Here is a 23,881-nt window from a genome sequence, read left to right on the forward strand (position 1 = left end):
TAAATCTGCTTATTTAACGGCGATGAATGATGCGAAATTGTAGTGTTGGAACCAAGTGTCGAACTGAGTAAAGCCAGCCTCTTTAAAACGCTGATAATGTTGCTCACGGGTATCAGGTATCAACACGTTTTCTAACGCCGCACGTTTTTGTGCGATTTCCATGTCGCTGTATCCATTGAGTTTTTTAAAGTCATGATGCACATCAATGATATTTGCGTCGAGTTGCTCCGAACCCATGGTTAGCTTTTCAGACAGCACTAATGCGCCGCCAGTATTGAGACCTTGGTAGATTTTATTGATCAGCTGCTGCCGCTGGCCTCTTGGTAGAAACTGTAAAGTAAAGTTAAGGACCACAAAGCTGGCGTTTTCAAATTCGATATCATTAATATCAGCCTCAATAACATCTACTGGCATATCAAAGTTATAACCTGACTGAATCAAGCGGCACCGCTCAATCATAGCTGAGGAGTTATCTATTGCTAATACCGTGCAACTCTCCTTATTCACAGCCTGTCTGATCGATAAGGTTGCAGCGCCTAAAGAGCAGCCTAAGTCATAAACATTGCTGGTAGGCTGGACATATTTCTTTGCTAATTGGCCAATACCATCAATGATTGCCGTATAACCTGGAACTGAACGCTTGATCATGTCAGGAAAGACTTCGACAACTTTTTGGTCAAAGCTAAAGGATTCAACTTGTTCAAGTTGATTGGCGTAAATATTATCCTTTTTGCTCATAGGCTTGTCTTGCTCTGTAGTTGGTTTAACACGATGGGCGTAATTCTACTATAATAAGAATAGGTTACCATGATTTATTCAGCAGAAGGGTGGATATGACGTCGCTTGAAACGATTAGAGGGAGTATTGATGAGGTTGATGAGGCGCTCGTGCAGCTGATAGAAAAGAGGGCAGAGCTTGTTCAATCCTTAATGTCTTTAAAGCAAGAGCAGGGCTTGTCTGCCCGCATTCCCGAAAGAGAAGAGGCCATTATCATTGCACTTCATCAGCGTCATGGTAATCATTTTACACGGCAGGAGTTGGAGGCGATCTATCGTCCAATATTTGATGCGTGTGTAAGGATGCAGCTAAAAAAGTGATAGGCCGTTAGTCAGATATAAAAAAGCCCCCAAAAAGGGGGCTAAATAGTGCGTCTCAAAATGAGAAGGAGATATTTTGAGATGCGAACACACAGTTAGGGGGTAGTTAACCGTCGTGTTCAGGGTGTACTGTAATTCACGCAAATCTATTTTGCCATATGGCAATTGTAACAGTTTGTAACATTGTAAACCCATAAAAGTTCATCTAAGTCTCAAACCCAACTAGACCTGTTTCACATTTTTTACTATGCTAACTTAAATCCAAAAAGCAGAGTAATTGTATGAAAAAAATACTATTTTTCATGGGGTTGTCTTTGTTCGGCGCTATGGGCTCAATGCCAAGCCAAGCTGCTGAAAACAAAGGCTTAACGTTAGAAGATATCGCTAAAATTGAGTCTGTTGGCTCAGCGAAAGTGTCACCAGACGGCCAATGGGTTGCTTATACCAAGAGCAATAAGCGCAAGCCGTATATCGACGATGACGGCACAGCTTGGTCAGAATTGTATGTGAAACCAATTGGTGCTGAAGCTAAGCCTTTTATTACTGGTAAAGTCAATATAGGCTCCATTCGATGGTCAAAAGACAGCAAGCATATTTATTACATAGCAATGCGCAATGACGACACATTCGCCGGTGTTTACAGCATTCCTGTAGATGGTGGTGAGTCGCAAAAAGTTGTTAGCACTAATAATAATATCCTAAGTTACAGTCTGAATAGTGCTGGTGATAAGTTAGTATTTATCGCTAAAGAAGGCGCTCCAGAACATAAAGAAGCTTTAGTTCAAAAAGGCTTTCAAGCCAATGTCTACGAAGAAGACATCAAGAATGTTCAAGCATGGCTTTATGACTTAAACGACGAGGAAGCCAAGCCACAGGCTATTGATATCGAAGGTAGCGTGATCAGCGCTAAATTCAGTCCGGTTAGCGATCAGCTTCTAGTGCAAGTATCGCCAACGCCATTGATTGATGACATCTACATGAAGAAAACTCTTCAAGTCATTGATTTAGATGGTGATGTTGTTGCTAAGTTTAAAACTGAAGGCAAGCAAGGCAAAGCTGTTTGGTCAACCGATGGTGAGAACATCGCGTTTATCGGTGCGAATGATTATAACGACCCAACGGCTGGTGCTTTGTATATCGCGAACGTCGATGACGAAACCGTTTCTAAGCGTGTGACTAACGATAACAGCCATGTCATGGATGTTGAGTGGCACAATGATGACTTGATTTATATTGAGCACAAAGGCTTAGAAAGTCGTGTTGTCAAAGCTGCCGTTAAGCGTCGTATCGCTGCAATGCCTTTGGTTGATTATGGTAATGGCATTCAGCGTAGCCTTTCAGTAGCTGACAATGGTGCTGTTTATGTTCTTGCGGATACAGCGAAGCATCCACGAGAGTTGTTTGCCGTTACTGGCGCAGGCATGCAGCGTCTAACCAACTCTAACCCTTGGTTAGACGATGTTGCATTAGCCAAGCAAGAAGGTTTCGAATATGAAGCGCGTGATGGGCTGAAAATTCAAGGCGTTCTTGTTTATCCGCTGAATTACAAAAAGGGCAAGCGCTACCCAATGATTGCGTTTATTCACGGTGGCCCAGAAGCTCATCGCTCAAATGGCTGGAATACGCGTTATGCCGATCCGATTCAAGCGGTTGCAGCCAAAGGCTACTTCGCCTTTATTCCAAACTACCGTGGTAGCACAGGACGTGGTGATGAATTTGCACGTTTAGACCAGCATGCTTACGCTGATCCTGAGTTTACCGATATTCTTGATGGTAAATTGGCTCTAGTCGAAAAAGGTATGGTCGATAGTGGTAAAGTTGGTATCACCGGCGGCTCATATGGCGGTTACGCTACAGCTTGGTCAGCAACAAAACTGTCTGAGCATTATGCTGCAGCGGTTATGTTTGTGGGTATTTCGAATCAGCTGTCTAAGTTCGGTACAACGGACATTCCTAACGAAATGCACGCGGTACACGCTAGAGCTTGGCCTTGGGACGACTATCAGTGGATGCTCGAAACAAGTCCGATTTATCATGTGAAAAATGCTAGAACCCCTTTATTGATCATGCACGGTGACTCCGATACGCGTGTGCACCCATCACAATCGATGGAGTTGTACCGCTATGTGAAAACCCTAGGACAAGCTCCTGTGCGTTTGGTCTTGTATCCAGGTGAAGGTCACGGTAACCGTAAAGCTGCAGGACAGTATGATTATTCATTGCGTCTTGTGCGTTGGATGGATCACTACTTGAAAGGTGATGGCGGCGAGCCACCAGCTTACGACCTAGAGCATGAGAAAACATTGGAAAAAATCAATTCAGATAAAAAGTCTGAAGAAAAAGACGACTAACGGCAACGGTAGTCTCTAAGTTAAGCCCTGCAATCTAGCCTACTGAGGTATGATTGTGGGGCTTTTTCATTTCAGGGTTGATGGAGTCGTATGGCAATCAAGAATCTCAATAAACTGTTATCAGATCTTAATCCCGAATTACTAGACGATGACTATGTATTCTGCAGTGTGCAAGAGTTGCCCTTAGATATAGAGGTATTGTCGATTTTTCAAGAAGAAGAAGGGCTTAGCCTGATATGCACGAGACAGCAGGCTGAACTCTTTGAGTTAGCTTACGAAGGGCATTTTCGTTGTATAACGTTAAATGTGCTTTCGAGTCTTGAGGCTGTGGGGTTAACGGCTGCTGTATCTGAGGTGCTGACGAAAGCTAATATTAGCGCAAATGTCGTTGCAGCCTATCATCACGATCATGTTTTTGTGCCGTCTAAAGATGCATTGAAAGCTCTAGCCGCAATACGTGAGTTAAGTAAATCATCGCGCTAGTTCTCTAGGTCATACAGGTGTTTTCGTTGTTGAGAGCGGTAAAAGTCGCCGTGCGCAAGAAAGTTGACGATATGACGTTTCACTTTACGCTTGTTCATGATGAATGTGTGACCATGGTCGACAGTAATTAAATCCTTCATTTCAGATAACTTAGTGTCATTTACAGAAACCTTACCATCGTGCTCTCCTTTGAAAACGTGGTTAAACCAAGGGTCAGACGAGCGTGTACCTGCAATAACGCCAACTTCAGCTTCAAGAGGTCTAAGCTTATTCAGTAAGGGGTTATCATTTTTATGCAACTGCTGGCCGGGAGCGCCAGTCATCCAGCGATACCAAAAGTGATCTCTATAACGTTCGGCAACCTCTGAACCATTATTTGGGGGCGCTAACATGACGATACGACCCACCTGTTTAATCTTATGGTGTGTCAGGTAGTAACGAACCAACAAACCACCAAGGCTGTGGGTAACAAAGTGAATTTTAGAAATTTCATCACGGGAAATATTGGCTAGCGCTGAATTGATATAGTGGACCGCTGAGCGCTCGACATTAGCTACTGTAGAAGGGTAGCTACGATTATAAGTGACGTACCCTTTATGCCTTAAGTAACGCTCTAATTTTTTCATTGAGCGACGACTTCGCCCCATTCCATGAATCAGTATAACTGCTTCTTTTTTCAATGTTTTCTGTGATACTCAATTGCTATCTGGTCAGACTTCAGTGTATCAGCTTGATTATATTCGTCAAAGATAGCAGAAATTGATTGCCTGTCGAATAATATTCGTCAAAAGATTGTTTTTATGATTGAATATATTTATTTTGCTTTAATTGGGTTAACTATATTCAGCCAAAGGAGGTTTGGGTGGTAGAATCGTCATCAGTAAAGCTAGATGCTTTGGATCGGAAGATACTCAATGTTTTACAAACTGAAGGTCGCTTGAGTAATGCCGAATTAGCTAAAAGGGTAAATTTATCTCCTCCAGCGACGCACGCAAGGGTTAAGCGGCTAGAGCAAGAAGGCATCATTCGACAATACGCTGCGCTGGTCGATCGGCATCGACTCGGTTTTGACAACTTATGCTTTGTCGAATTTAACCTCCAGCTTCACAGTGTAGAACAAATCCAAAGTATTTTAGCGACTGTAAATTCATGGCCTGAAGTATTGGAGTGTCATAACGTCACTGGCGAATATGATTATCTATTGAAAGTGGCGGTACGAAATACTCAGGCACTAGAAAGTTTTATTTCTCAGAAAATGATACCGCTAGATGGTATTGCTCGGATTCACACCAGTTTGGTTGTGAAAGAGGTTAAGACCACAACGGCCATAAAACTGGAGGAATAACTTTCTACAATAACCCTAGGTAGTGAAGTTATGAAGTCGTCCAACAAACCACAGCATTTTAATCATCTTGAAACGCGAGCGATTCACGCGGGTCGCATTGGAGACCCGAGTTTTGGCTCATTAGCAACCCCGATCCATCAAACCTCAACGTTTATTTTTGACGATGTCCAGCAAGGCTCTAATCGCTTTGCGGGCGAAGAGCAGGGCTACATCTATAGTCGTTTAGGTAACCCAACGGTGCGTGAACTTGAGCAAAAGATGGCAGCGCTTGAGAATACTGAAGATGCGGCAGCGTTTGGCTCTGGTATGGGGGCGGTGTCAGCCACATTACTGGCTAACTTAAAGCAAGGCGATCATTTGGTCGCTTCATCTGCACTATACGGTTGTAGTTTTGCGCTAATTAATCATAAGTTTGCTGATTTCGGTATTGAGGTGACGTTTGTTGATATTACTGATGAAAAAGAAGTTGAAGAAGCAATCAAAGACAACACGAAACTGATCTACTTTGAAACGCCGATCAACCCGAATTTGGTCTGTGTCGATATGGAGATGATTGGTACTATTGCAAAAAAACACAGCTTGTTGACGATTATGGATAACACTTTCATGTCGCCAGTCCTACAGCAGCCTAGCGATTACGGAATGGATTTGATCATCCATAGCGCTACGAAATACTTAAATGGTCATGGCGACGTCATTGGCGGTATTGTGTGTGGTTCTGCAGAGCAGATTGGTCATATCAAAATGACCACCCAGAAAGATATGGGCGCCACAATGAGCCCGAATGATGCGTGGCTGATCACTCGCGGTTTAAAGACTTTATCGGTCCGAGTTGAGCGTCACTGTGATAACGCAGAAAAGGTCGCTGATTATTTAGAAGGTCATGGTGACATCGAACAGGTGTATTACCCTGGGTTAAAAAACCATCCCGCGAATCACTTAATTGGTACACAGATGAAGCGTGCAGGAGGCATCATTGCGTTTGAGGCTGCTGGCGGATTTGATGATGCTGTTCGTTTTATGAATCATCTAGAACTTTGTCACATTGCAGTGAGTCTTGGCGATGCTGAAACTTTGATTCAACACCCAGCATCAATGACGCATTCAACGTACACGCCAGAAGAGCGTAGTGAAGCAGGTATCAGCGAAACATTAATTCGAATTTCTGTAGGATTAGAGCATCCTGAAGACATCATTGCAGATTTAGACCAAGCACTGCAAAAGATGAAGATTAGAGTTGCTTAATTATTTAAGCCCTTAGTCAAACAATTTAACAGCCTAAAAGAAAAGCCCAGCGGATGCTGGGCTTTTTTACGGTTGGTATAAAGCTGTATTACTTTGCTTGATACGAGCTGTCCGTAACAATGCCTTGGTCTGTGATATCAAAGCTACCTTTGATAAGACCATCAGCTTTTTTCAACTCAGAGAACACTTCTTTTTGTTCTTCAAGCATTTCTTTCTCGCTACCATAAGCGTTAGCCGATGCAGATTCCATCGTTGCTTCAAGTAAGCTCATGTACTTTTTAAAGTCCATTGAGAAAGTGATTAGGCCGTTTTTGTCTAAGCTGTTATTGCTTTCAACTTTACTGATTAAGTTATCAGTTTGACCCATCATCAATACTAAGTCGTGGCCGCGAAGTGCGATTTTAGTTTCTGCACCAACGCCTGCAGGAAGCACTTGAGGCTCGCCGCCATCTTCAAGCTTCATTTGAGCAAGTTCTGGAGCGTACATGCCTAATGATTGAAGAAGGTTTTGTGGCTTCTCAGCGGTTACAGTGATTAACAATTGGCTGTCTTGCATGAAGGCCATTGGGTTGCGTTCCATGTTTGCAAGCGCGTTCTCGTTCATTTCTACAACGCTAAAGCCAACACCTTTAATACCCGCAACCATGCCAGACATCATGCCAAGCATCATTGGGTTTGATTGACGAAGGCCGTCTTGCATCTCAACTAGAGGAGGGCAAGAGAAGTCTTCTTTGGTCAAACTTTCCCAAACAGTGGTAATAACAGGAACTACTTGATCCATATCGAAACCAAGACCAAAGCTCATGACATAGTCATCGTTAGAGACGTTGTCTGAAATGTGGCCACGAAGTTTGCCTAAAGTTTCTAGTAGGTCAGCATTACCGCCTTTAAGAACCATTTTGTAGCTAGCATTGCTGTCATCAAACTCAGTGTAACCTGCTGAAAGCATAGGCCAGTTCTTAGTTAGGCCGGTTAGTTCAGTGTTACATGCTGGTGTTTGAATATCCTGCATTTCGTTACCGGCGCCATAAGCCGTCATCAGCTCTTGTAAGCTTTTACCAAATGCATTTGCGCTTGGCTTTGTAATACCGTCAACAATCGCAAGATTATCTAGTAAGAAGATTGAGTAACCTAAGTAACCGTTATCAGACGCCAGCTCGTTTAGAACGCCGCCATCAAGAATGTTAGTTGTTGGTTTTTCAGACAAAGTACGTTGTAAGTCTTTAGCGTCATCCAACTCAGTATTGATAGTAACAACCGCTTGGTTATCATGAGTAGCAATAACAAGAGTCATTGGAACTTCATCATAACCATCGTCCAAGCTGTACTCGCGATATTCAACACCGTTTACAGTATTAACAGTAGCTGTTACGCCTTGATCAGCTTCGATCTTAGCAATAGCATTTGAGAAAGCGTCAGTACCGTCTAGCTCTATACGGATAACTGGCAATGCGCCAACCGTATAAACAGCCATGTTAAGTTCACTGCGTAAACCTAGCTCTTTAACCGATTTCTTGTTAACAGCTTTTAAATAGTCACCATAAATGCTAACTAATACTTTCGCAGCGTCGGGAGCATCGCCTAAATCAGATTTTAGGTCATCAAAACCAGCGCTCATCATTGCTGAGTAATCGAAGCCCATTTTACTGCTCATTTCTAGAGTTTTAGCAAAATCTAAAGGTTCGACGCTTCCCGCAAAGAAGACTGTGTCTGCTGGAACGTATTCAAGAACAGGATTATCTGAAGGTAATGAGCTACCAATGCTCAGCCCGCCAACTTTCCCTCCCTTAAAGAAGTAAATCCCTGCCGCAATAGCAATTGCTATCACAATAACAATGAGTAATTTTTTCATAATAGTCCTTCTGTATCGTTGTGTTATCGGATCTACTGACCCGTGGGAAATTATATGTCATGATACTGTTTAGACCAATGAAATTTATGTGTCTATCACATAGAATGGGTAAAAAAATGTTTCAGAGGTAATAAATATGAGTCATTCAGATATAGAGAACTCTAAACTTAAGGCCCTTGCAGAGCAGTTAATAACTGAGCTAGATGGCCGAGAAACACTGAGCAAAGAGGATACTTTGGCTCTAGCGAAGTTGGAGCTAATCATCGAGTCGAAATTGTTTCAACAAGACGCTGAAGAGAACCCAGAAGAGTACTTGATCGAGCGTTTTCAAGAGCGTTTATACAACTTTGAACGTGAATATCCATCGCTAAGCAGCTTTATTCGACGTATTTCGAACAGTTTAAGCAACATTGGTATCTAGCTGAAAAATAGAACATTTCCTTCCAAAAAGTACTAGACTGTTTACATTTTGTTACCCTAAACAGCCTTTTCGAACATTAATTTGCTAAACCTTTTGATGTAAATCCTTAATCTAAAAGTATGTGCACAGCACAGCTGTTGCCAATTAAAACGATTATGACTTAAGGAGAACACTATGTTAGCACCCATTAAATCGATTACTCTCGCTGTTGCGTTATCGCTATCAGCTGCATCCGTATCTGCACATGATAACGATATGACCTGTGATGCAGATTTTGCCTACAATATTGAGATACAAGACAAAGGTTTAAGTTTTACAAGCAAAGACCAAGAAAAAGTCCTCATCACTTCTTCATCAGAGCTTTTTCTTGATGGTCAAAAGCAACTGTTATCACCAGACCAGTTAGAATTGTTAGAAGAATACAACCAGAAGGTTCGCGAACTGTTGCCGTTAGCATCAGGCGTAGCCGAAGAGGCAAGCGCGATAGCGATAGAGGCTGTGGGTAGCGTTACCGCTGCATTACTTCATGATAACCCTGATAAAGCCGAAGAGTTCGTGGCTCGTGTTGAGACGATTTCAGCAGAGTTGAAGCAACATATTAGTAACACACACCTTCGTCCTGAAGCGGTGGTTGATTATGTCGAAAGCTCGGACTTCGAGGCTGAGTTTGAATCCTTGATTGAAACTGCCGTTACCGAGTTTATGGAAAACAATGTTGGCGAGATGATTGCTGCTGCGATGAGTGGTAACGAAGAAAAGGTTAAAGCTTTTGAAAAGCGCATGGAAACTTTCGGTAAAGACCTTGAAGAGAAGATGGAGCGTCGCGCGGAGCAGTTAGAGTTACAGGCCGAAAAGCTGTGCGACCTCGTCGAGCGGATTGATCATACGGAAACACAACTGGTTAAAGCATTTGATAAATTTGATTCTTATCAATTGATTACCAAGTAATCTTTTCAACGACAAGGTTAACCAGCCGTGCTTGTTCATGGCTGGTCTTTTATTGATAACCGGTCACTTATTTTAATAAGCAGGCTATAGACAGCTGAAAGGAGTGGTTATAAGCTGTACTGCAAATAAAACGCAAGGGAACGATTATGTCATTAAAGCAATTAAGTCTATCTGCTATTGCGCTTAGCATATCTTTAGCCATTACGGGCTGTGACTCGAGTGAACAAAAAAGTTCAGAAGAGGGCTCAGCAAAAGCGGCAGTAGAGTCGGTGAATCAAACGGCTGCATCACAAAGCACCCAACCTAAAGTTAACAAGGACTCCAGTAGCCAAGAGAAAAAGCCAGTTGAGCCTCCGATGGTCTTTAATATCTACAATAAAGAAGACACCGCGGGTAAAGTGACCATTGAGCAAGAAGGAAATGTGGTCAAATCAAATCTTGAGTTAGGTTGGAATAATCGTCGGGTTAATATTGATGAGACAATAGTCTTAGGTGAAGATGGTTATGTGATCAGTCAAGAAGTCTCGGGTACTTCAGCATTCGGCGCTCCAATCAAAGAATCATTCAGCATGAGTGACGGCAAAGCCGAGTGGAAAAGCTTGAATGAACAGGGCAATGCGAGCGCGGAACAAAGCAAGTTTTATATCCCTAGCGACAGTACCGGCGTCTCATCGAACTATCTTGTAAAAGCTTTGTTAGAAGATGACGATAATAGCATTGAGTTGCTACCCAGCGGTAATGCGTCGCTAATTGAGCTTGATAGCGTTACACTGACTAAAGGCGAAGAACAGAAAACGGTTCGCTTGCTCGGTGTTGTGGGCTTAGGCTTTACACCGGACTTTAGTTGGTATGACGAAGACAACAATTTCTTTGCTTCGGATAGCGGCGGCTGGTTTGGCGTTATCGCTGATGGCTGGGGTCGTGACAACCTAGAAAAATTACAGGCCATACAAAAAGAAGCGGATAACCAATATCTAGAAGACCTGTCGAAAAAACTGACCTATGTTTCTGAAAAACCAATCTTGGTGATTAACGCGAACTACGTAGATGTAGAAGCTGGGCAACTGGTTGAAGGCAAAACTCTTGTCGTGGTTGATGGCAAAATTAATAAAATTGTCGACGCGGGTACAGTTGAGGCTTCTGATGAGTACACGGTGGTTGATGCAAAAGGTAAAACGCTGATTCCAGGTTTGTGGGATATGCATGGTCACTTATCAAAATCAGACGGTCTGCTGAATATTCCTGCGGGTGTCACCAACGTTCGTGACATGGGCAATACGCATGACAATATTGTTGCCGTTGAACGACTGGCTGAAGACGCAGAAATCATCGGTGGCGATGTCTATCGAGCAGGCTTTATGGATCGTGAAAGTCCTTACGCCATGAAAATGGGACAAACGGTCGATTCGTTAGAAGATGCTAAGAATGGCGTCGACTGGTATGCAGAGCGTGGTTATATCCAGATTAAAACATACAGCTCAATGGAACCTGAATGGGTTAAGCCTTTGGCCGAGCACGTTCACAGCAAAGGTCTACGCCTAAGTGGCCATATTCCTGCCTTCATGACCGCTGAAGAGGCCGTTGACGCAGGGTTTGATGAAATTCAACACATTAATATGATCTTCCTAAACTTCTTAGGAAAGAACATTGATACTCGTAAACGTTTACGTTTTTCGATTGTGGGTGAGAAAGCTCACGAGCTTGATCTAAACAGCAAGGAGGTCAATGACTTTGTAGCTAAACTTGCCGAGAAGGGCATTGAAGTTGATCCAACGGTTTCAACATTTAACAGCTTGTTCCGTAAAGGCGGTGTGATTGATCCTGAAATTAAACCTATTTACGACCACTTGCCCATCAATGTGTCGAGAGGGTACGTCAGGCCAGTCATGGACATTACGCCAGAACTACGCGATGACTATGACAAGTCGATTAAAGCGATGTCAGCCATGGTTAAGAAGCTGCATGAAAACGGTGTGCCGATTGTGCCAGGTACGGACGCCATTGCTGGTTTTACCTTGCATCGTGAATTAGAACTGTATGCTGACGCGGGAATCTACAATGCTGATGTATTGAAGCTTGCGACTATTGGTTCAGCAGACGTTGTCGGTAACGCAGAGAACGTTGGTTCTATCAGCGAAGGGAAGCAAGCTGATTTGGTTTTTGTCGATGGCAACCCGCTTGAAGATATTAGCCACTTACGTCAAATTGCTCTGGTGATCAAAGAGCAACGCATCTATAAGCCAGATGAGATTTATCAAACAATTGGTGTTAAGCCGTTCACCCAGTCTATCGATTTTTAATCACTAAACACCACTTAAAACCTGCAGGCACTATAGTCTGCGGGTTTTTTATTTGATCCAGCCGTTACCATTTTTCCTTAATAAGCAAGTATGGAGTCCAATAGGGTTTACATCATCTTCAATTTAATATATGGTTATGCGTATATTCGCATGATGTTATCGATTGCTGCTAAACGAGCTCAGGGAGACGAAGATGATCAACCCAAACCAGTTTTTTAAATGCCTTAGCGACGAAACAAGGCTTAAGACTATTTTATTGATCCTGCACGAAAAAGAACTTTGCGTGTGCGAATTGACTGAAGCTATAGATGAGTCACAACCGAAAGTCTCTCGACATTTGGCACAGCTAAAGAATATGTCAGTGTTAAATACACGTAGGCAAAGCCAGTGGGTGTACTATCGGTTAAACGAAGATTTGCCTGAGTGGTCGATGAAGGTGCTCAAAACGACGCTTGATGCACAAAAAGATGCCATTCAGCCGTATTTACAAAATTTATCAGCCATGTGTGATCGTCCGAATTGTTGCGACTGATCACCTTAAAACTTTATTTAATTGGAGATGAATAATGCCTATTAAAGTTGGTATTAATGGTTTTGGGCGTATGGGAAGACTGACCATGCGCGCGCTTTATGAAGCTGGATTTGTTAATGATGCCATCAGCATATGCCATATCAACGATCCAGCAGGCGATGCTAAAACATTTGCGCACTTGCTCAACTTCGATTCTGTCCATGGTCGTTGGAAGTTTAATGCCGAAGAAAACAACGGCGCAATTGTTATTGGGGAGTCTGAAGTGTCCTTTAGTCAGAACCGCTCAATCGAAGATACTGATTGGTCGTGCTGCGATTTAGTCATTGAAGCTTCTGGCAAGTTTAAATCACAAGACACCCTAAAGGCGTATCTTGAACAGGGCGTCAAAAAAGTAGTGGTTACCGCGCCAGTAAAAGAAGAGGGCGTATTAAATGTGGTCATGGGCGTGAACCATGATTTGTACGACAAAGAGACATACCCGATCATCACGGCGGCTTCTTGCACCACAAACTGCCTAGCGCCAGCAGTTAAAGTGATTCATGAAAACTTGGGCATTAAACACGGTAGCATGACGACGATTCATGACATTACTAATACTCAGGTTATTTTGGACTCGGCGCATAAAGATTTACGCCGCGCCAGAGCTTGCGGCATGAGTTTGATTCCGACAACCACTGGATCGGCTACAGCGATTACGCATATTTTTCCTGAGTTGAAAGGTAAGTTGAATGGCCATGCGGTACGTGTGCCATTAGCCAACGCCTCGATTACGGACTGTGTATTTGAGGTAGAAAAAGCAACCACAGAAGAAGAAGTGAATGCGCTGTTTAAGCAAGCAGCAGAAGGTGAGTTAAAAGATATTCTAGGTTATGAAGAGCGTCCTCTAGTATCGATAGATTACAAAACTGACCCACGCTCATCGATTGTTGATGCCTTATCAACCATGGTCGTCAATGGAACCCAGGTTAAGTTGTACTTGTGGTATGACAATGAGTGGGGCTATGCCAACCGTACAGCCGAGTTGGCGATGATGGTGATTGACCAAGGTATCTAGCCGCCATGAATCAATCCTCGAACCAGCCCTCAAGCAAACTTCAAAGCCTGTCGCCAGAAGTACGTCAGTACATGATAGTGACAGGTAATTACTGGGCCTTCACGCTGACCGATGGCGCTTTGCGTATGCTGGTGGTGCTGCACTTCCACCAGCTTGGTTACAGCCCTTTGCAAATCGCCATGCTGTTTTTGTTTTACGAGTTTTTTGGTGTTGTGACCAATCTTGTGGGTGGCTGGTTAGGTGCTCGACTTGGTCTCAACAAGACCATGAACATTGGCCTTTTGTTGCAAATCCTAGCGCTAGGAATGTTGTTAGTCCCTGCAGCTTTGTTAACAGTACCGTTAGTTATGTCGGCTCAGGCTGTGTCTGGTATCGCCAAAGATTTGAATAAGATGAGTGCCAAAAGCGCTATTAAAAGTCTGGTAGCCAAAGGTGAGGATGGAAAGCTTTACCGTTGGGTCGCGCTGTTAACCGGTTCTAAAAACACCTTAAAAGGCGTGGGCTTCTTTATGGGAGGCTTGTTGCTAGCTGTCCTTGGTTTCCAAGGTGCGATTTTATTTATGGCATTAATGCTGCTAGCTGTGTGGGTATTTAGTCTCATCAAACTCAAGCAAGACTTAGGGCGGAGCAAAGCAAAACCTAAGTTTTCACAAATATTCTCAAAGAGCGCGGCAATTAACTATTTATCGGCAGCACGCATGTTCTTGTTTGGTGCGCGAGATGTCTGGTTTGTAGTCGCTCTGCCGGTATATTTATCCAGCCAATTCAACTGGCCGCATACTTTTGTGGGTGGATTTTTAGCCCTCTGGGTCATCGGCTATGGTTTTATCCAAACATTAGCCCCTAAAATCACAGACAGAAAATCAAGTGAAGCCCCTACAGGAAGCACTGCGTTTTCATGGGCGATGATTCTTGCCTCGGTTCCTGCTTTTATTGCCGCTGCCTTGTATTTTGATCTTTCGCCACAAGTCTCATTGCTCGTCGGACTATTAGTGTTTGGCGTAATTTTTGCCATCAATTCTTCTTTGCACAGTTTTTTAATTGTGCACATGGCATCGGACGATGGCGTGTCGTTAGATGTGGGCTTTTACTATATGGCAAATGCCATGGGACGTTTGATCGGCACTGTGCTCTCAGGCTGGGTGTACCAAGCTTATGGACTTGCCATGTGCCTAGTGATTTCTACGGCGTTTGTTATTGCCGCAGCGGTTTTGTCATTGTTGATCCCTAAGCCTGCTAGCCTCAAGACTTAGGAAAATCTGTAAATACAAAAAAGCCCTCTTTGTGAGGGCTTTTGTTTATTATACGTTTGAATTATTTTTCTAAAAGCTCGAACTTGCCTTCTTTACCATCCCACTCAGCGGCGTCTGGTAGCGGATCTTTTTGTTCAGTGATATTTGGCCATTCTTCAGAAAGTTCGGCGTTAAGCTCGACAAAGTGCTCCATACCTTCTGGCACTTCGTCTTCTTCGAAAATAGCTTCGGCAGGGCACTCAGGCTCGCATAATGCGCAGTCAATACACTCGTCTGGGTTAATTACCAGAAAGTTAGGACCTTCGTAAAAGCAGTCCACAGGACAGACTTCAACACAGTCAGTGTATTTACATTTAATGCAGTTTTCGGTTACTACGAACGCCATGAATGTCTCCTAAATTGCAATTCTTTCGGCTAATTCACTATCGCTAATTTACTGGGGTGATTGCCTGTAGCAGCGTTATTTTAGCGATTCTTTTAACTTATACAATAGTTCAAGCGCTTCGCGTGGCGATAAATCGTCTGGGGCGATGTCTTCAAGCAGTTGTAATGCTTCGCTTGATACCGGCTTCTCAGTAGCCGCTTCATCAAGTAAGTCCAGCTGAGGCATAACCTCTTGAGCTTGCTCGTTGTGAGTACCATTCTTCTCAAAGTAACTCAGAAGCGCCTTGGCATTCTGAATAACGGCTTTAGGTAAGCCCGCCAGTTGTGCCACTTGAATACCGTAACTTTGGTTCGCCGGGCCTTCGGCAACCTGGTGTGAAAATACTAATTTTGTCGAGCCGGTCTTCTCAGATTCGTACTCGCTAGCGCCAAAGTGAACGTTGGCGCAGTCTTTCCACTCTTGAATTTGTTGCGTTAGCTCGAAGTAGTGAGTCGCGAATAGCGTTAAAGAATTAAGCTTTTCATGGATATAACGCATGGTTGCCGAGGCGAGGGCAAGTCCATCAAAGGTGCTGGTACCACGACCGATTTCGTCGAGTAATACAAGACTATTGGCGGTGGCGTTGTTAAGGATATTCGCCGTTTCGGACATTTCGACCATGAAGGTTGAGCGACCACTGGCTAAATCATCAGAAGCGCCGATTCGTGTAAAAATACGATCAATAGGTCCGATGATAGACGATTCAGCTGGAACATAAGATCCTGTGTATGCCAGCAATGTAATTAACGCTGCCTGACGCATATAGGTCGACTTACCGCCCATGTTTGGGCCCGTAATAATTAAGGAGCGTCGATTGGGCGAAAGCTCTAAATCGTTTGGGATAAAAGGCTCTTTGCTGTGGTATTCGACCACAGGGTGGCGCCCAGCAGTGATATTGATACCTGCATTATCGCTAAACTCAGGGCGTGATAAGTTAAGATTTTCTGCGCGTTCAGCGAAACACGCGAAGACATCAAGCTCTGCGATTGCAGCCGCTGTCGACTGAATATCCGCAACATGCTCTTGCAGTTGTTGCACCAGCTCATCATAAAGGCGCTTTTCTAGCGTTAAGGCGCGGGTTTTGCTGCTTAATACCTTTTCTTCGTACTCTTTAAGTTCTGGCGTGATAAAGCGCTCAGCATTTTTCAGCGTCTGACGACGTACGTATTCCGCTGGCGCTAAATCGCTTTGCGCACGCGAAATCTCAATGTAGAAACCATGAACCTTGTTGTAACCGACTTTTAGAGTATTAATGCCAGAGCGCTCTTTTTCGCGCTGCTCAAGTTGCAACATAAAGTCGCTGGCATCGTTAGCAAGGTTACGTAGTTCATCAAGCTCAGCGTGATAGCCTTCGGCGATAACGCCACCGTCGCGAATGACCATCGGTGGCTGCTCAATAATAGCGCGCTCTAATAATTCCTGAACACTCGGTAATGCCTTAATTGATTCGAGCAGAGGCAACTGAACCTGGTGCGACGATAAATAGTTTTTAATCTCGTCAGACTTACGCAAACCTTGCTCTAAACGCTTTAAATCACGAGGACTGGCGCTCCCAAGCGCTAACCGAGTAACGATGCGTTCGATATCGGCAATCTCTTTCAGGTGCGACTGAAGATCGCTATAGACTAAATCATTCTTTAGCGCGGAAACCGCTTGCAGACGTTCTTCAACGGAGGCACGCTTGCTAAGCGGGCTGTGCAACCAACGTTTAAGTAAACGACCGCCCATCACCGTTTGTGTGCTGTTCATGACTTCAAACAACGTATTGTGCGACTGCCCTTGAATGTTTTCAGTGAGCTCTAGGTTTTTGCGTGTCGCAGGGTCGAGTACTAAATGATCCGCATCGGAAAGCCGCTGCAACATACGGATATGAGGCAGGGCATTCAGCTGAGTCTTCTTGGCGTACTCCAGAACCACGCCAGCGGTCGACACCGCCAAGCGATAATCCTCACAACCAAAAGAAGCTAAACTTTTCACCTTGAAATGATTAAGCAGCTTATCGAGGTTCTGTTCGTAATCAAACTCCCAGTCAGGTTGCCATTGAATCGAACTTTTAACTAAGTGGCTTAAGTTTTGTTGATTATCTGCCAGCAACAACTCGGCGGGTTTAACGCGGTGAAGCTCCGCTTGAATCGCTAGCTCACTGTCGAATTCTGAAAGCCAGAAGCGGCCGCTCGCCATATCTAAGCAGGCAAGGCCGTATTGGTTGTGCTTCTTATAGACAGATGCCAGAATATTCTCAGAAAGGGCATCTAACAGGTTTTCGTCATACAGAGTTCCAGGTGTAACTATTCGGACTACTTTGCGCTCGACAGGGCCTTTACTGGTCGCAGGATCGCCCACTTGCTCACAAATCGCTACCGACTCGCCAAGTTTCACGATTCGCGCTAAATACGAGTCTACTGCATGAAACGGCACACCAGCCATCGGAATTGGCTCGCCAGCAGAAGAGCCACGCTTAGTGAGCGTAATGTCTAACAACTCCGCGGCACGTTTGGCGTCCTCATAAAACAACTCATAAAAGTCACCCATGCGATAAAACAATAGGTAGTCTTTATGATCCTGCTTTAAACGCCAGTACTGACGCATCATCGGAGTGTGATGCTGTAAGGCTTCGTCGTTAATAATTTCAGCTTTAGACATGCTTGAGTGATTCGTTCTTAGGTTGCGTTAGTGACGGTTAGCGCCTATTCTTAGTTCTAATATTGGCTAGCGTCGGCTACAAATTTATAGCCCATAGCTTAACGGATTTGAGTCAAAAGAGGTAGACGAAGATTGCCCGATTTACAAAAAGAAACAGATTCTTCTGACTTAGAAAGCTTATTAAAAGAACTCTCTAACCTATTAATTAAAAAGAACTTAATGCTGGTTACGGCAGAATCGTGCACAGGTGGCCTTATTGCTGCTACCTGTACCGAATTGCCCGGCAGCTCACAATGGTTTGATCGCGGTTTCGTCACTTATACCAATGAAGCTAAGCATGACATGCTTGGTGTTCCAGTAGACCTTATCGAACAACATGGTGCCGTTTCACAGCAAGTCGTCGAAGCAATGGCTGCTGGTGCCGTTACAAAAGCAGGCAATAAAAATCGAATCGCCATATCTGTAAGCGGTATCGCAGGCCCCGACGGCGGCACATCAGATAAACCCGTCGGCACAGTCTGGGTTGGCTATGCCGATGACAAAGGCGTAGAAAGCAAGCTACTACAGCTTGATGGCTCAAGAGCTGATATTCGTCAAGAGACGGTGGAATTTTCAGTAGGGTGTGCTTTAACTCATTTAGTGAATTACTAATTAATCCAAGCGTAGATTTGGAATTATGCTTTAAAAGAAAGGAGCTTAATATGTTTGAAGATATTCAGAACTGGAGGCCTAGTGTTGAACGTACAACGCAGCCTTTTGAAGCTGAAAGAAAACTACCAATATCATCAAAGAATATTGAGGCAGTTAGCGCAGCAATCAAGACCCTAAGGAGTTCTGGTCTTACAAGTAACAAATTGCTGAGTATATTTGAAGGATGGCAAAGCAAGCGAACAGTTTCTACTAGAAGGTTTTTACTGTCAGCTTGTATTTTGATTTTAGGTAGCGCTTGGGTTGGAGTGGAGCTGTCAGAAAGCTCCTTTTTGGGTATAAGACTGCAAAGTGGTAACGAATTAAAGTTCAATATACTTTTGCTTGCAATTGTGATTATTACAATAGTTTTATACTTCTTCTCATGGAAAGTCGACTACTCGATACGAAATACTCAGATAGAAAGAGCGTTAGAAGTTATTAAACCGTGTATCGCTACTCGTGATGAGCTTAATCGTGTTGCAGCTGAGACCGAAGGTTGTAATTCTGCTCAAGAGTTACTTGATGATTTCAGAAGAGGGGTAAATCCAGACTACTCTGATAGTGATGCTTTAGAAGCAATTAATCTATATAGCGAAAACTTGAGCTCACCGCATAAAACTTTGAACTTTATTGAATGGTGTGAGGTTTGGGTAATTTTTTCATTGGGTTTTCCCACTATAGGCATTTTAGTGTATGAGGTCTATCAAAAACTAAATGAACATGGCTATATACCTTACTTTTAATGGGTATGAATAAGTATAGTCTCAGGTCACATCTGCTTTATTGTGGCTAAAGACTGTTAACTAAACCTCAAAAGCCTTTAAAATCGCGCAGGGTTTATGCGTTCCGCTTGTTTCACACTGATGAAATAGGGTTTTGAGCCGGTCGCGGGCTTGCTGCATTTCTTCGATCTTTTCATCGAGTTCTTTAATTCTGGCGCTGGCGAGTTGTTGGGCGCGCTCATGGTCATGGCTGGTGTCTAGCGCTAACAGTTCTTTGATTTCATTGAGGGTGAAGCCTGCTTTTTGTGCTTCTTTGATGAATTTCAGTCGTCGTAGATCGTCTTGGCTGTATTTTCTGAAGCCTTCGGTTTTACTTGGAACTTTGATTAAGCCTTTTCTTTGATAATAGCGGACGGTTTCGACGCCGATATTCACTTCTTTGGCTAACTTTCCAATGGTTAACATGATGCAGTCCTAAATTTTACTTTAGTTTAAATTTATAGCCGGGTTAGGGTTTGATAAAGAGTGCTTGACTCCGTACCATGGTACAGAGTTTATAGTGTGCTTATTGTTTGAATCAAGTTATATGCACAATTCTTTTGAATGAAGGAGTATTGATTGTATGAGCACTACCAATAAGAAGACGGCGCAGCTTTACCGCATGTCGACGGATAAACACACTTGTCCTTTTGGCTTAAAGTCTAAGGACTTGCTAAAGCGCGAAGGCTTTGAGGTTGAGGATAATATTTTAGCCAACCGTGAGGAAACGGATGCTTTTAAGGAAAAACATGGTGTGGAAACAACGCCACAGACGTTTGTCGATGGTGAGCGTATCGGTGGTTATGAAGATTTAAGAAGGCACCTTGGCAAGAAAGTTAAGGATCCGGACAAGAAAACGTATCGCCCAGTCATTGTGTTGTTTGTGATGGCGGCGTTGACGGCCATTGCGGCGAGCTTTTCGAGCTCAGGTGATGCGTTTACAATTAAAACAGCCGAATGGTTTGTGAGCTTCGCGATGGTGTTGTTGGCGATGCTGAAGTTGCAGGATGTCGAAAAGTTCTCCACCATGTTCTTGAACTATGACTTATTGGCTAAGCGCTGGGTGCCTTATGGCTACGTCTATCCCTTCGCCGAGGGCTTGGCTGGCGCATTGATGGTTTCGGGCGCGCTAACTTGGATTTCTGCGCCTATTGCTTTGTTTATCGGTACGGTGGGTGCCGTATCAGTCTTTAAAGCGGTGTATATCGACAAGCGCGAATTGAAGTGTGCCTGCGTCGGTGGTGGTAATAATGTGCCGCTCGGATTTATTTCCTTAACTGAGAACCTCATGATGGTTGGTATGGGGATTTATATGGGCAGTAAGTTACTCTAAAAGATTAGTTGCTGGGTTAGGTCGACAACTCCTAACCCAGCCTACGAATTGCGAAGATCTTAAAGCCACCGTATTTATTTATAGTACTTATCAATAATCGGATTCATGACTTTTTTCCATAGTGGTGGCACTAAAGCTAATAACACCATGGTTGCGTAGCCTGCGGGTAACTGTGGGCTATCCTCGTGATGACGCAAGACTTGGTAGCGACGTTTAGGGAAGGCGTGATGATCCGAGTGTCGCTGCAAGTGAATCAACAGAATGTTAGTTAGGAAGAAATTAGAATTCCACGAGTGGTGGTGCGTGACGTATTCATATTTGCCATTGTCTCGTTTTTTGCGGCGCAAACCGTAGTGCTCGACGTAATTAATGATTTCGAGTAACACGAAAGCGACGATGCTCTGGCCTAAGAAGAAGGCCAAACCTAACCAGCCAAAGGCGATGAATGATACAACTGCCCATAGCGCGCTGAGTCCGTACCAAGTGAATAACTCATTATCCAAACTCCAGATAGACTTGCCTTTACGTTTTAATCGAGTCGCTTCAAGTTTCCAAGCATTGGTGATGTTGTGCCAAATAGCTCTGGGTAGGAAATGGTAAAGGGTTTGGTTGTAGTCGGCCGAAGAGGGATCTTCTGGTGTCGAGACATTAACGTGATGGCCGCGCACATGCTCAACCTTAAAACCGCCATAGCACACAAGACTCAGTAGCAACCCTCCACAGAAGCGCTCCAACTTACTGTCTTTATGAATCAGTTCATGGGCAACATTGATTGCCAATACGCCACTGACCACGCCGATCCCGAGTAGCCAGCCAATTTGTCCAAAGACCTGTACTTCTGAACTCGCGAATTGTAGTAACCCTAACGTCAGCACTGCAAACATGACTGGAACGGTTAGAAGCGTTAATGCTTTGTAGAACCACTCGTTAGAGATATCTTTCGTCAATTCTTGTGGCGCATTGAGGCTGTCACGACCCAGTAACGCATCAAGAACTGGAATAACCCCAAAGAAGAACAGCAGGATAAGGTAGGGCGCTTGATTTAGCGAGAGTAACTGTGATTCAGCCAGAGCGAAGGCAATAAAAGGCACTGCCCCAGAAAGCATAAACATGCCATAGGCGTACTTTTTGAGTGTAAAAGCCAGTGGTGGACGACTTAAAACGTTGGTTTCGCTCATGGTGTGGTAGTCATTAAGTGATCAGACCTCTATTAATAACGCTATTTAAATGGTTTGTAAATTGTTTCTCTAATAATCAATCACTTGCGACACTGGTGAATTGAAATTAGGATGGGCAAAGTTTTGTCGTTTGGGGATTAGTTATGAATTGGGGTGATATTGCTACGGCAGCGGTAACATTGTTTTTAATTATGGATCCGTTGGGAAATGTTCCCGTGTTTAACGCGGTTCTGTCGAATGTAGAGCCGAAAAGGCGCGTTAAAGTGATGGCGCGTGAGTTGATTATCGCCTTGTTGATTCTTTTAGGCTTCTTGTTCGCGGGTAACTCAATCCTCGCATTCTTAGGATTGACTCAGTCCTCGCTGAATATTGCAGGCGGTATTCTGTTATTTATTATTTCACTTCGCATGATATTCCCTGGTCGCCGCGAGCCGGGCGATGAAGTCGAGGAAGAAGAGCCTTTTATTGTGCCTTTGGCAATGCCAATGATTGCCGGCCCTTCGACTATTGCCGTGTTGCTATTGTTAAGCTCAAATCAACCAGGACAAATTAACGAATGGAGCATGGCTTTGTTGCTGTCTTGGCTGGTGAGCACGATCATCTTGATCATGTCGCCTAAAGTGATGGCTTTAATCGGTAAGAAGGGTGCTAGAGCTTTAGAACGTCTTATGGGCATGATTTTGATCATTCTAGCCACGCAAATGTTGCTTAACGGCATTCGTGATTTCGTTGAAAGCCTAGGCTAAACCGATTCCTAAATCAGAGCCATTTGTACAAATAATCAACAGCTAAGCGCAATCATCAATAGCTTACCGCTATGAGGGCGATTTTCTTAGCTTTGATCGAGAAATCACTGGTTACTTTTCAGGGCTGTTTGTGGAATAATCAGTCTAATTTTCGTAATTCTTATAACATTTCAGTCAGTAGGTAATTTTGATGGATGACAACAAAAAGAAGGCGCTCGGCGCTGCTTTAGGTCAAATTGAACGTCAATTCGGTAAAGGCTCAATCATGCGCCTTGGCGACGGTTCTGCGGCTAGAGGCATTGAAGCAATCTCGACAGGTTCTTTGGGGCTGGATATTGCACTAGGTATTGGTGGCTTCCCGAAAGGTCGTATCGCAGAAGTTTATGGCCCTGAGTCTTCTGGTAAGACAACGTTAGCATTACAAGCGATTGCCAGCTGCCAGGCTGATGGCGGAACAGCAGCCTTTGTTGATGCTGAGCACGCTTTAGATCCAGTGTACGCAGAAAAGCTAGGCGTTAATCTAGACGAGTTAATCGTTTCTCAGCCTGATACGGGTGAACAGGCATTAGAAATTACCGATATGTTAGTACGCTCAGGTGCGGTTGATATCGTGGTCGTGGATTCGGTTGCAGCTTTGACGCCTAAAGCAGAAATTGAAGGTGAGATGGGCGATTCGCACATGGGTCTTCAGGCGCGTTTGATGTCTCAAGCGTTGCGTAAACTGACTGCGAATATCAAGCGCTCGAACACACTGTGTATCTTCATTAACCAAATCCGTATGAAGATTGGTGTCATGTTTGGTTCGCCAGAAACAACGACGGGTGGTAACGCTCTGAAGTTCTATTCGTCAGTTCGTTTGGATATTCGTCGTATTGGTCAGATTAAGCAAGGTGATGAAATCATCGGTAACGAGACGCGCGTTAAAGTTGTGAAAAACAAAGTGGCACCGCCGTTCAAACAAGCTGAGTTCCAAATCCTTTACGGTCAAGGTACTTCATTGGAAGGTGAGATCCTTGATTGGGGCGTTAAGCAAGACTTGGTTGAGAAGTCAGGCGCTTGGTACTCATACCAAGGCAACAAAATTGGTCAAGGTAAGCAGAACGTCATTCAGTTTTTGAAAGAAAATACTGAGATCAAAGAAGAGATCGAGAAGACGCTTCGTGAGCAACTTCTAGTGACCGCTAAGCCTAGCGACGAAGAAGAAGCTCCTGAGGAAGCTTAATTC

At 43.9% G+C, this 23,881-nt stretch carries 23 protein-coding genes; 16 read left to right on the forward strand and 7 right to left on the reverse strand.

Annotated features, from left to right (window positions below):
• Positions 1 to 9: 9 nt before the first annotated feature.
• The gene (gene cmoA, locus KFK88_RS09405; RefSeq protein WP_223578919.1) at positions 10 to 738 is read right to left on the reverse strand and encodes a carboxy-S-adenosyl-L-methionine synthase CmoA; all 729 of its coding nucleotides are present in this window, start codon (positions 736 to 738) and stop codon (positions 10 to 12) included.
• A 95-nt stretch (positions 739 to 833) separates the two neighbouring features.
• Here cmoA and KFK88_RS09410 point away from each other — a divergent pair, with 95 nt between their 5' ends.
• The 3 genes from KFK88_RS09410 to KFK88_RS09420 all read left to right on the forward strand — a co-directional run bounded on the left by KFK88_RS09410 (position 834) and on the right by KFK88_RS09420 (position 3,931).
• Positions 834 to 1,097, forward strand: coding sequence for a chorismate mutase (locus KFK88_RS09410; protein WP_223578922.1), 264 nt, complete (start codon positions 834 to 836; stop codon positions 1,095 to 1,097).
• Positions 1,098 to 1,378: 281 nt separating this feature from the next.
• Positions 1,379 to 3,448, forward strand: a complete 2,070-nt coding sequence (locus tag KFK88_RS09415) for a S9 family peptidase (RefSeq protein WP_223578925.1) — start codon at positions 1,379 to 1,381, stop codon at positions 3,446 to 3,448.
• A 90-nt stretch (positions 3,449 to 3,538) separates the two neighbouring features.
• Complete coding sequence (locus tag KFK88_RS09420; RefSeq protein WP_223578928.1) at positions 3,539 to 3,931, forward strand: ACT domain-containing protein; 393 nt, start codon at positions 3,539 to 3,541, stop codon at positions 3,929 to 3,931.
• Here the strand turns inward: KFK88_RS09420 and KFK88_RS09425 are convergent.
• Positions 3,928 to 4,611 carry an alpha/beta fold hydrolase gene (locus tag KFK88_RS09425; RefSeq protein ID WP_223578931.1) on the reverse strand — a complete coding sequence of 228 codons (684 nt, stop codon included), beginning with the start codon at positions 4,609 to 4,611 and terminating at the stop codon, positions 3,928 to 3,930. The two genes, KFK88_RS09420 and KFK88_RS09425, sit on opposite strands and share 4 nt — an antisense overlap.
• 182 nt (positions 4,612 to 4,793) lie before the next feature.
• Here KFK88_RS09425 and KFK88_RS09430 point away from each other — a divergent pair, with 182 nt between their 5' ends.
• Both KFK88_RS09430 and megL read left to right on the forward strand, forming a co-directional pair.
• Positions 4,794 to 5,276, forward strand: a complete 483-nt coding sequence (locus KFK88_RS09430) for an Lrp/AsnC family transcriptional regulator (protein WP_223578935.1) — start codon at positions 4,794 to 4,796, stop codon at positions 5,274 to 5,276.
• Positions 5,277 to 5,306: 30 nt separating this feature from the next.
• A complete protein-coding gene (gene megL, locus KFK88_RS09435; protein ID WP_223578937.1) occupies positions 5,307 to 6,521 on the forward strand; it encodes a methionine gamma-lyase in 1,215 nt (404 codons plus the stop codon).
• 88 nt (positions 6,522 to 6,609) lie between these two features.
• Here the strand turns inward: megL and KFK88_RS09440 are convergent, their stop codons facing one another.
• The gene (locus KFK88_RS09440; RefSeq protein ID WP_223578939.1) at positions 6,610 to 8,373 is read right to left on the reverse strand and encodes a hypothetical protein; all 1,764 of its coding nucleotides are present in this window, start codon (positions 8,371 to 8,373) and stop codon (positions 6,610 to 6,612) included.
• 136 nt (positions 8,374 to 8,509) lie between these two features.
• Here KFK88_RS09440 and KFK88_RS09445 point away from each other — a divergent pair, with 136 nt between their 5' ends.
• The 6 genes from KFK88_RS09445 to arsJ all read left to right on the forward strand — a co-directional run bounded on the left by KFK88_RS09445 (position 8,510) and on the right by arsJ (position 14,881).
• Positions 8,510 to 8,794, forward strand: a complete 285-nt coding sequence (locus KFK88_RS09445; protein WP_223578941.1) for a DUF4404 family protein — start codon at positions 8,510 to 8,512, stop codon at positions 8,792 to 8,794.
• A 174-nt stretch (positions 8,795 to 8,968) separates the two neighbouring features.
• Positions 8,969 to 9,742, forward strand: coding sequence for a DUF2884 family protein (locus KFK88_RS09450; protein ID WP_223578943.1), 774 nt, complete (start codon positions 8,969 to 8,971; stop codon positions 9,740 to 9,742).
• Positions 9,743 to 9,888: 146 nt separating this feature from the next.
• Positions 9,889 to 12,042, forward strand: coding sequence for an amidohydrolase family protein (locus tag KFK88_RS09455; protein WP_223578945.1), 2,154 nt, complete (start codon positions 9,889 to 9,891; stop codon positions 12,040 to 12,042).
• A 193-nt stretch (positions 12,043 to 12,235) separates the two neighbouring features.
• Entirely contained in the window at positions 12,236 to 12,574 is a 339-nt protein-coding gene (locus KFK88_RS09460; protein WP_223578946.1) for a metalloregulator ArsR/SmtB family transcription factor, read from the forward strand.
• Between the two features lie 34 nt (positions 12,575 to 12,608).
• Entirely contained in the window at positions 12,609 to 13,628 is a 1,020-nt protein-coding gene (locus KFK88_RS09465; protein ID WP_223578948.1) for an ArsJ-associated glyceraldehyde-3-phosphate dehydrogenase, read from the forward strand.
• A gap of 5 nt (positions 13,629 to 13,633) precedes the next feature.
• Positions 13,634 to 14,881, forward strand: a complete 1,248-nt coding sequence (gene arsJ, locus KFK88_RS09470; protein ID WP_223578951.1) for an organoarsenical effux MFS transporter ArsJ — start codon at positions 13,634 to 13,636, stop codon at positions 14,879 to 14,881.
• Between the two features lie 61 nt (positions 14,882 to 14,942).
• On the opposite strand, the gene fdxA is transcribed toward arsJ, so the two are convergent.
• A complete protein-coding gene (gene fdxA, locus KFK88_RS09475; RefSeq protein WP_046561234.1) occupies positions 14,943 to 15,266 on the reverse strand; it encodes a ferredoxin FdxA in 324 nt (107 codons plus the stop codon).
• Positions 15,267 to 15,341: 75 nt separating this feature from the next.
• Positions 15,342 to 17,948: a DNA mismatch repair protein MutS gene (gene mutS / locus KFK88_RS09480; protein ID WP_223578953.1), complete on the reverse strand. Its 2,607-nt coding sequence runs from the start codon at positions 17,946 to 17,948 to the stop codon at positions 15,342 to 15,344.
• 132 nt (positions 17,949 to 18,080) lie between these two features.
• On the opposite strand from mutS, the gene KFK88_RS09485 reads away from it, so the two are divergent.
• Entirely contained in the window at positions 18,081 to 18,599 is a 519-nt protein-coding gene (locus KFK88_RS09485; protein ID WP_223578956.1) for a CinA family protein, read from the forward strand.
• A gap of 50 nt (positions 18,600 to 18,649) precedes the next feature.
• Entirely contained in the window at positions 18,650 to 19,381 is a 732-nt protein-coding gene (locus KFK88_RS09490) for a hypothetical protein (RefSeq protein ID WP_223578958.1), read from the forward strand.
• Positions 19,382 to 19,441: 60 nt separating this feature from the next.
• Here KFK88_RS09490 and KFK88_RS09495 read toward each other — a convergent pair whose 3' ends face one another.
• Positions 19,442 to 19,825, reverse strand: a complete 384-nt coding sequence (locus KFK88_RS09495) for a MerR family transcriptional regulator (RefSeq protein ID WP_223578961.1) — start codon at positions 19,823 to 19,825, stop codon at positions 19,442 to 19,444.
• A gap of 157 nt (positions 19,826 to 19,982) precedes the next feature.
• On the opposite strand from KFK88_RS09495, the gene KFK88_RS12035 reads away from it, so the two are divergent.
• A complete protein-coding gene (locus tag KFK88_RS12035) occupies positions 19,983 to 20,732 on the forward strand; it encodes a glutaredoxin family protein (RefSeq protein WP_223578964.1) in 750 nt (249 codons plus the stop codon).
• 74 nt (positions 20,733 to 20,806) lie between these two features.
• Here KFK88_RS12035 and KFK88_RS09505 read toward each other — a convergent pair whose 3' ends face one another.
• Positions 20,807 to 21,910: an alkane 1-monooxygenase gene (locus KFK88_RS09505; protein WP_223578967.1), complete on the reverse strand. Its 1,104-nt coding sequence runs from the start codon at positions 21,908 to 21,910 to the stop codon at positions 20,807 to 20,809.
• Between the two features lie 143 nt (positions 21,911 to 22,053).
• Here KFK88_RS09505 and KFK88_RS09510 point away from each other — a divergent pair, with 143 nt between their 5' ends.
• The gene (locus KFK88_RS09510) at positions 22,054 to 22,656 is read left to right on the forward strand and encodes a YhgN family NAAT transporter (RefSeq protein ID WP_223578970.1); all 603 of its coding nucleotides are present in this window, start codon (positions 22,054 to 22,056) and stop codon (positions 22,654 to 22,656) included.
• 190 nt (positions 22,657 to 22,846) lie between these two features.
• Positions 22,847 to 23,878, forward strand: coding sequence for a recombinase RecA (gene recA / locus KFK88_RS09515; RefSeq protein ID WP_223578973.1), 1,032 nt, complete (start codon positions 22,847 to 22,849; stop codon positions 23,876 to 23,878).
• Positions 23,879 to 23,881: the final 3 nt, after the last annotated feature.

The organism is Kangiella taiwanensis, from assembly GCF_020005165.1.
GTDB lineage: Bacteria > Pseudomonadota > Gammaproteobacteria > Enterobacterales > Kangiellaceae > Kangiella > Kangiella taiwanensis.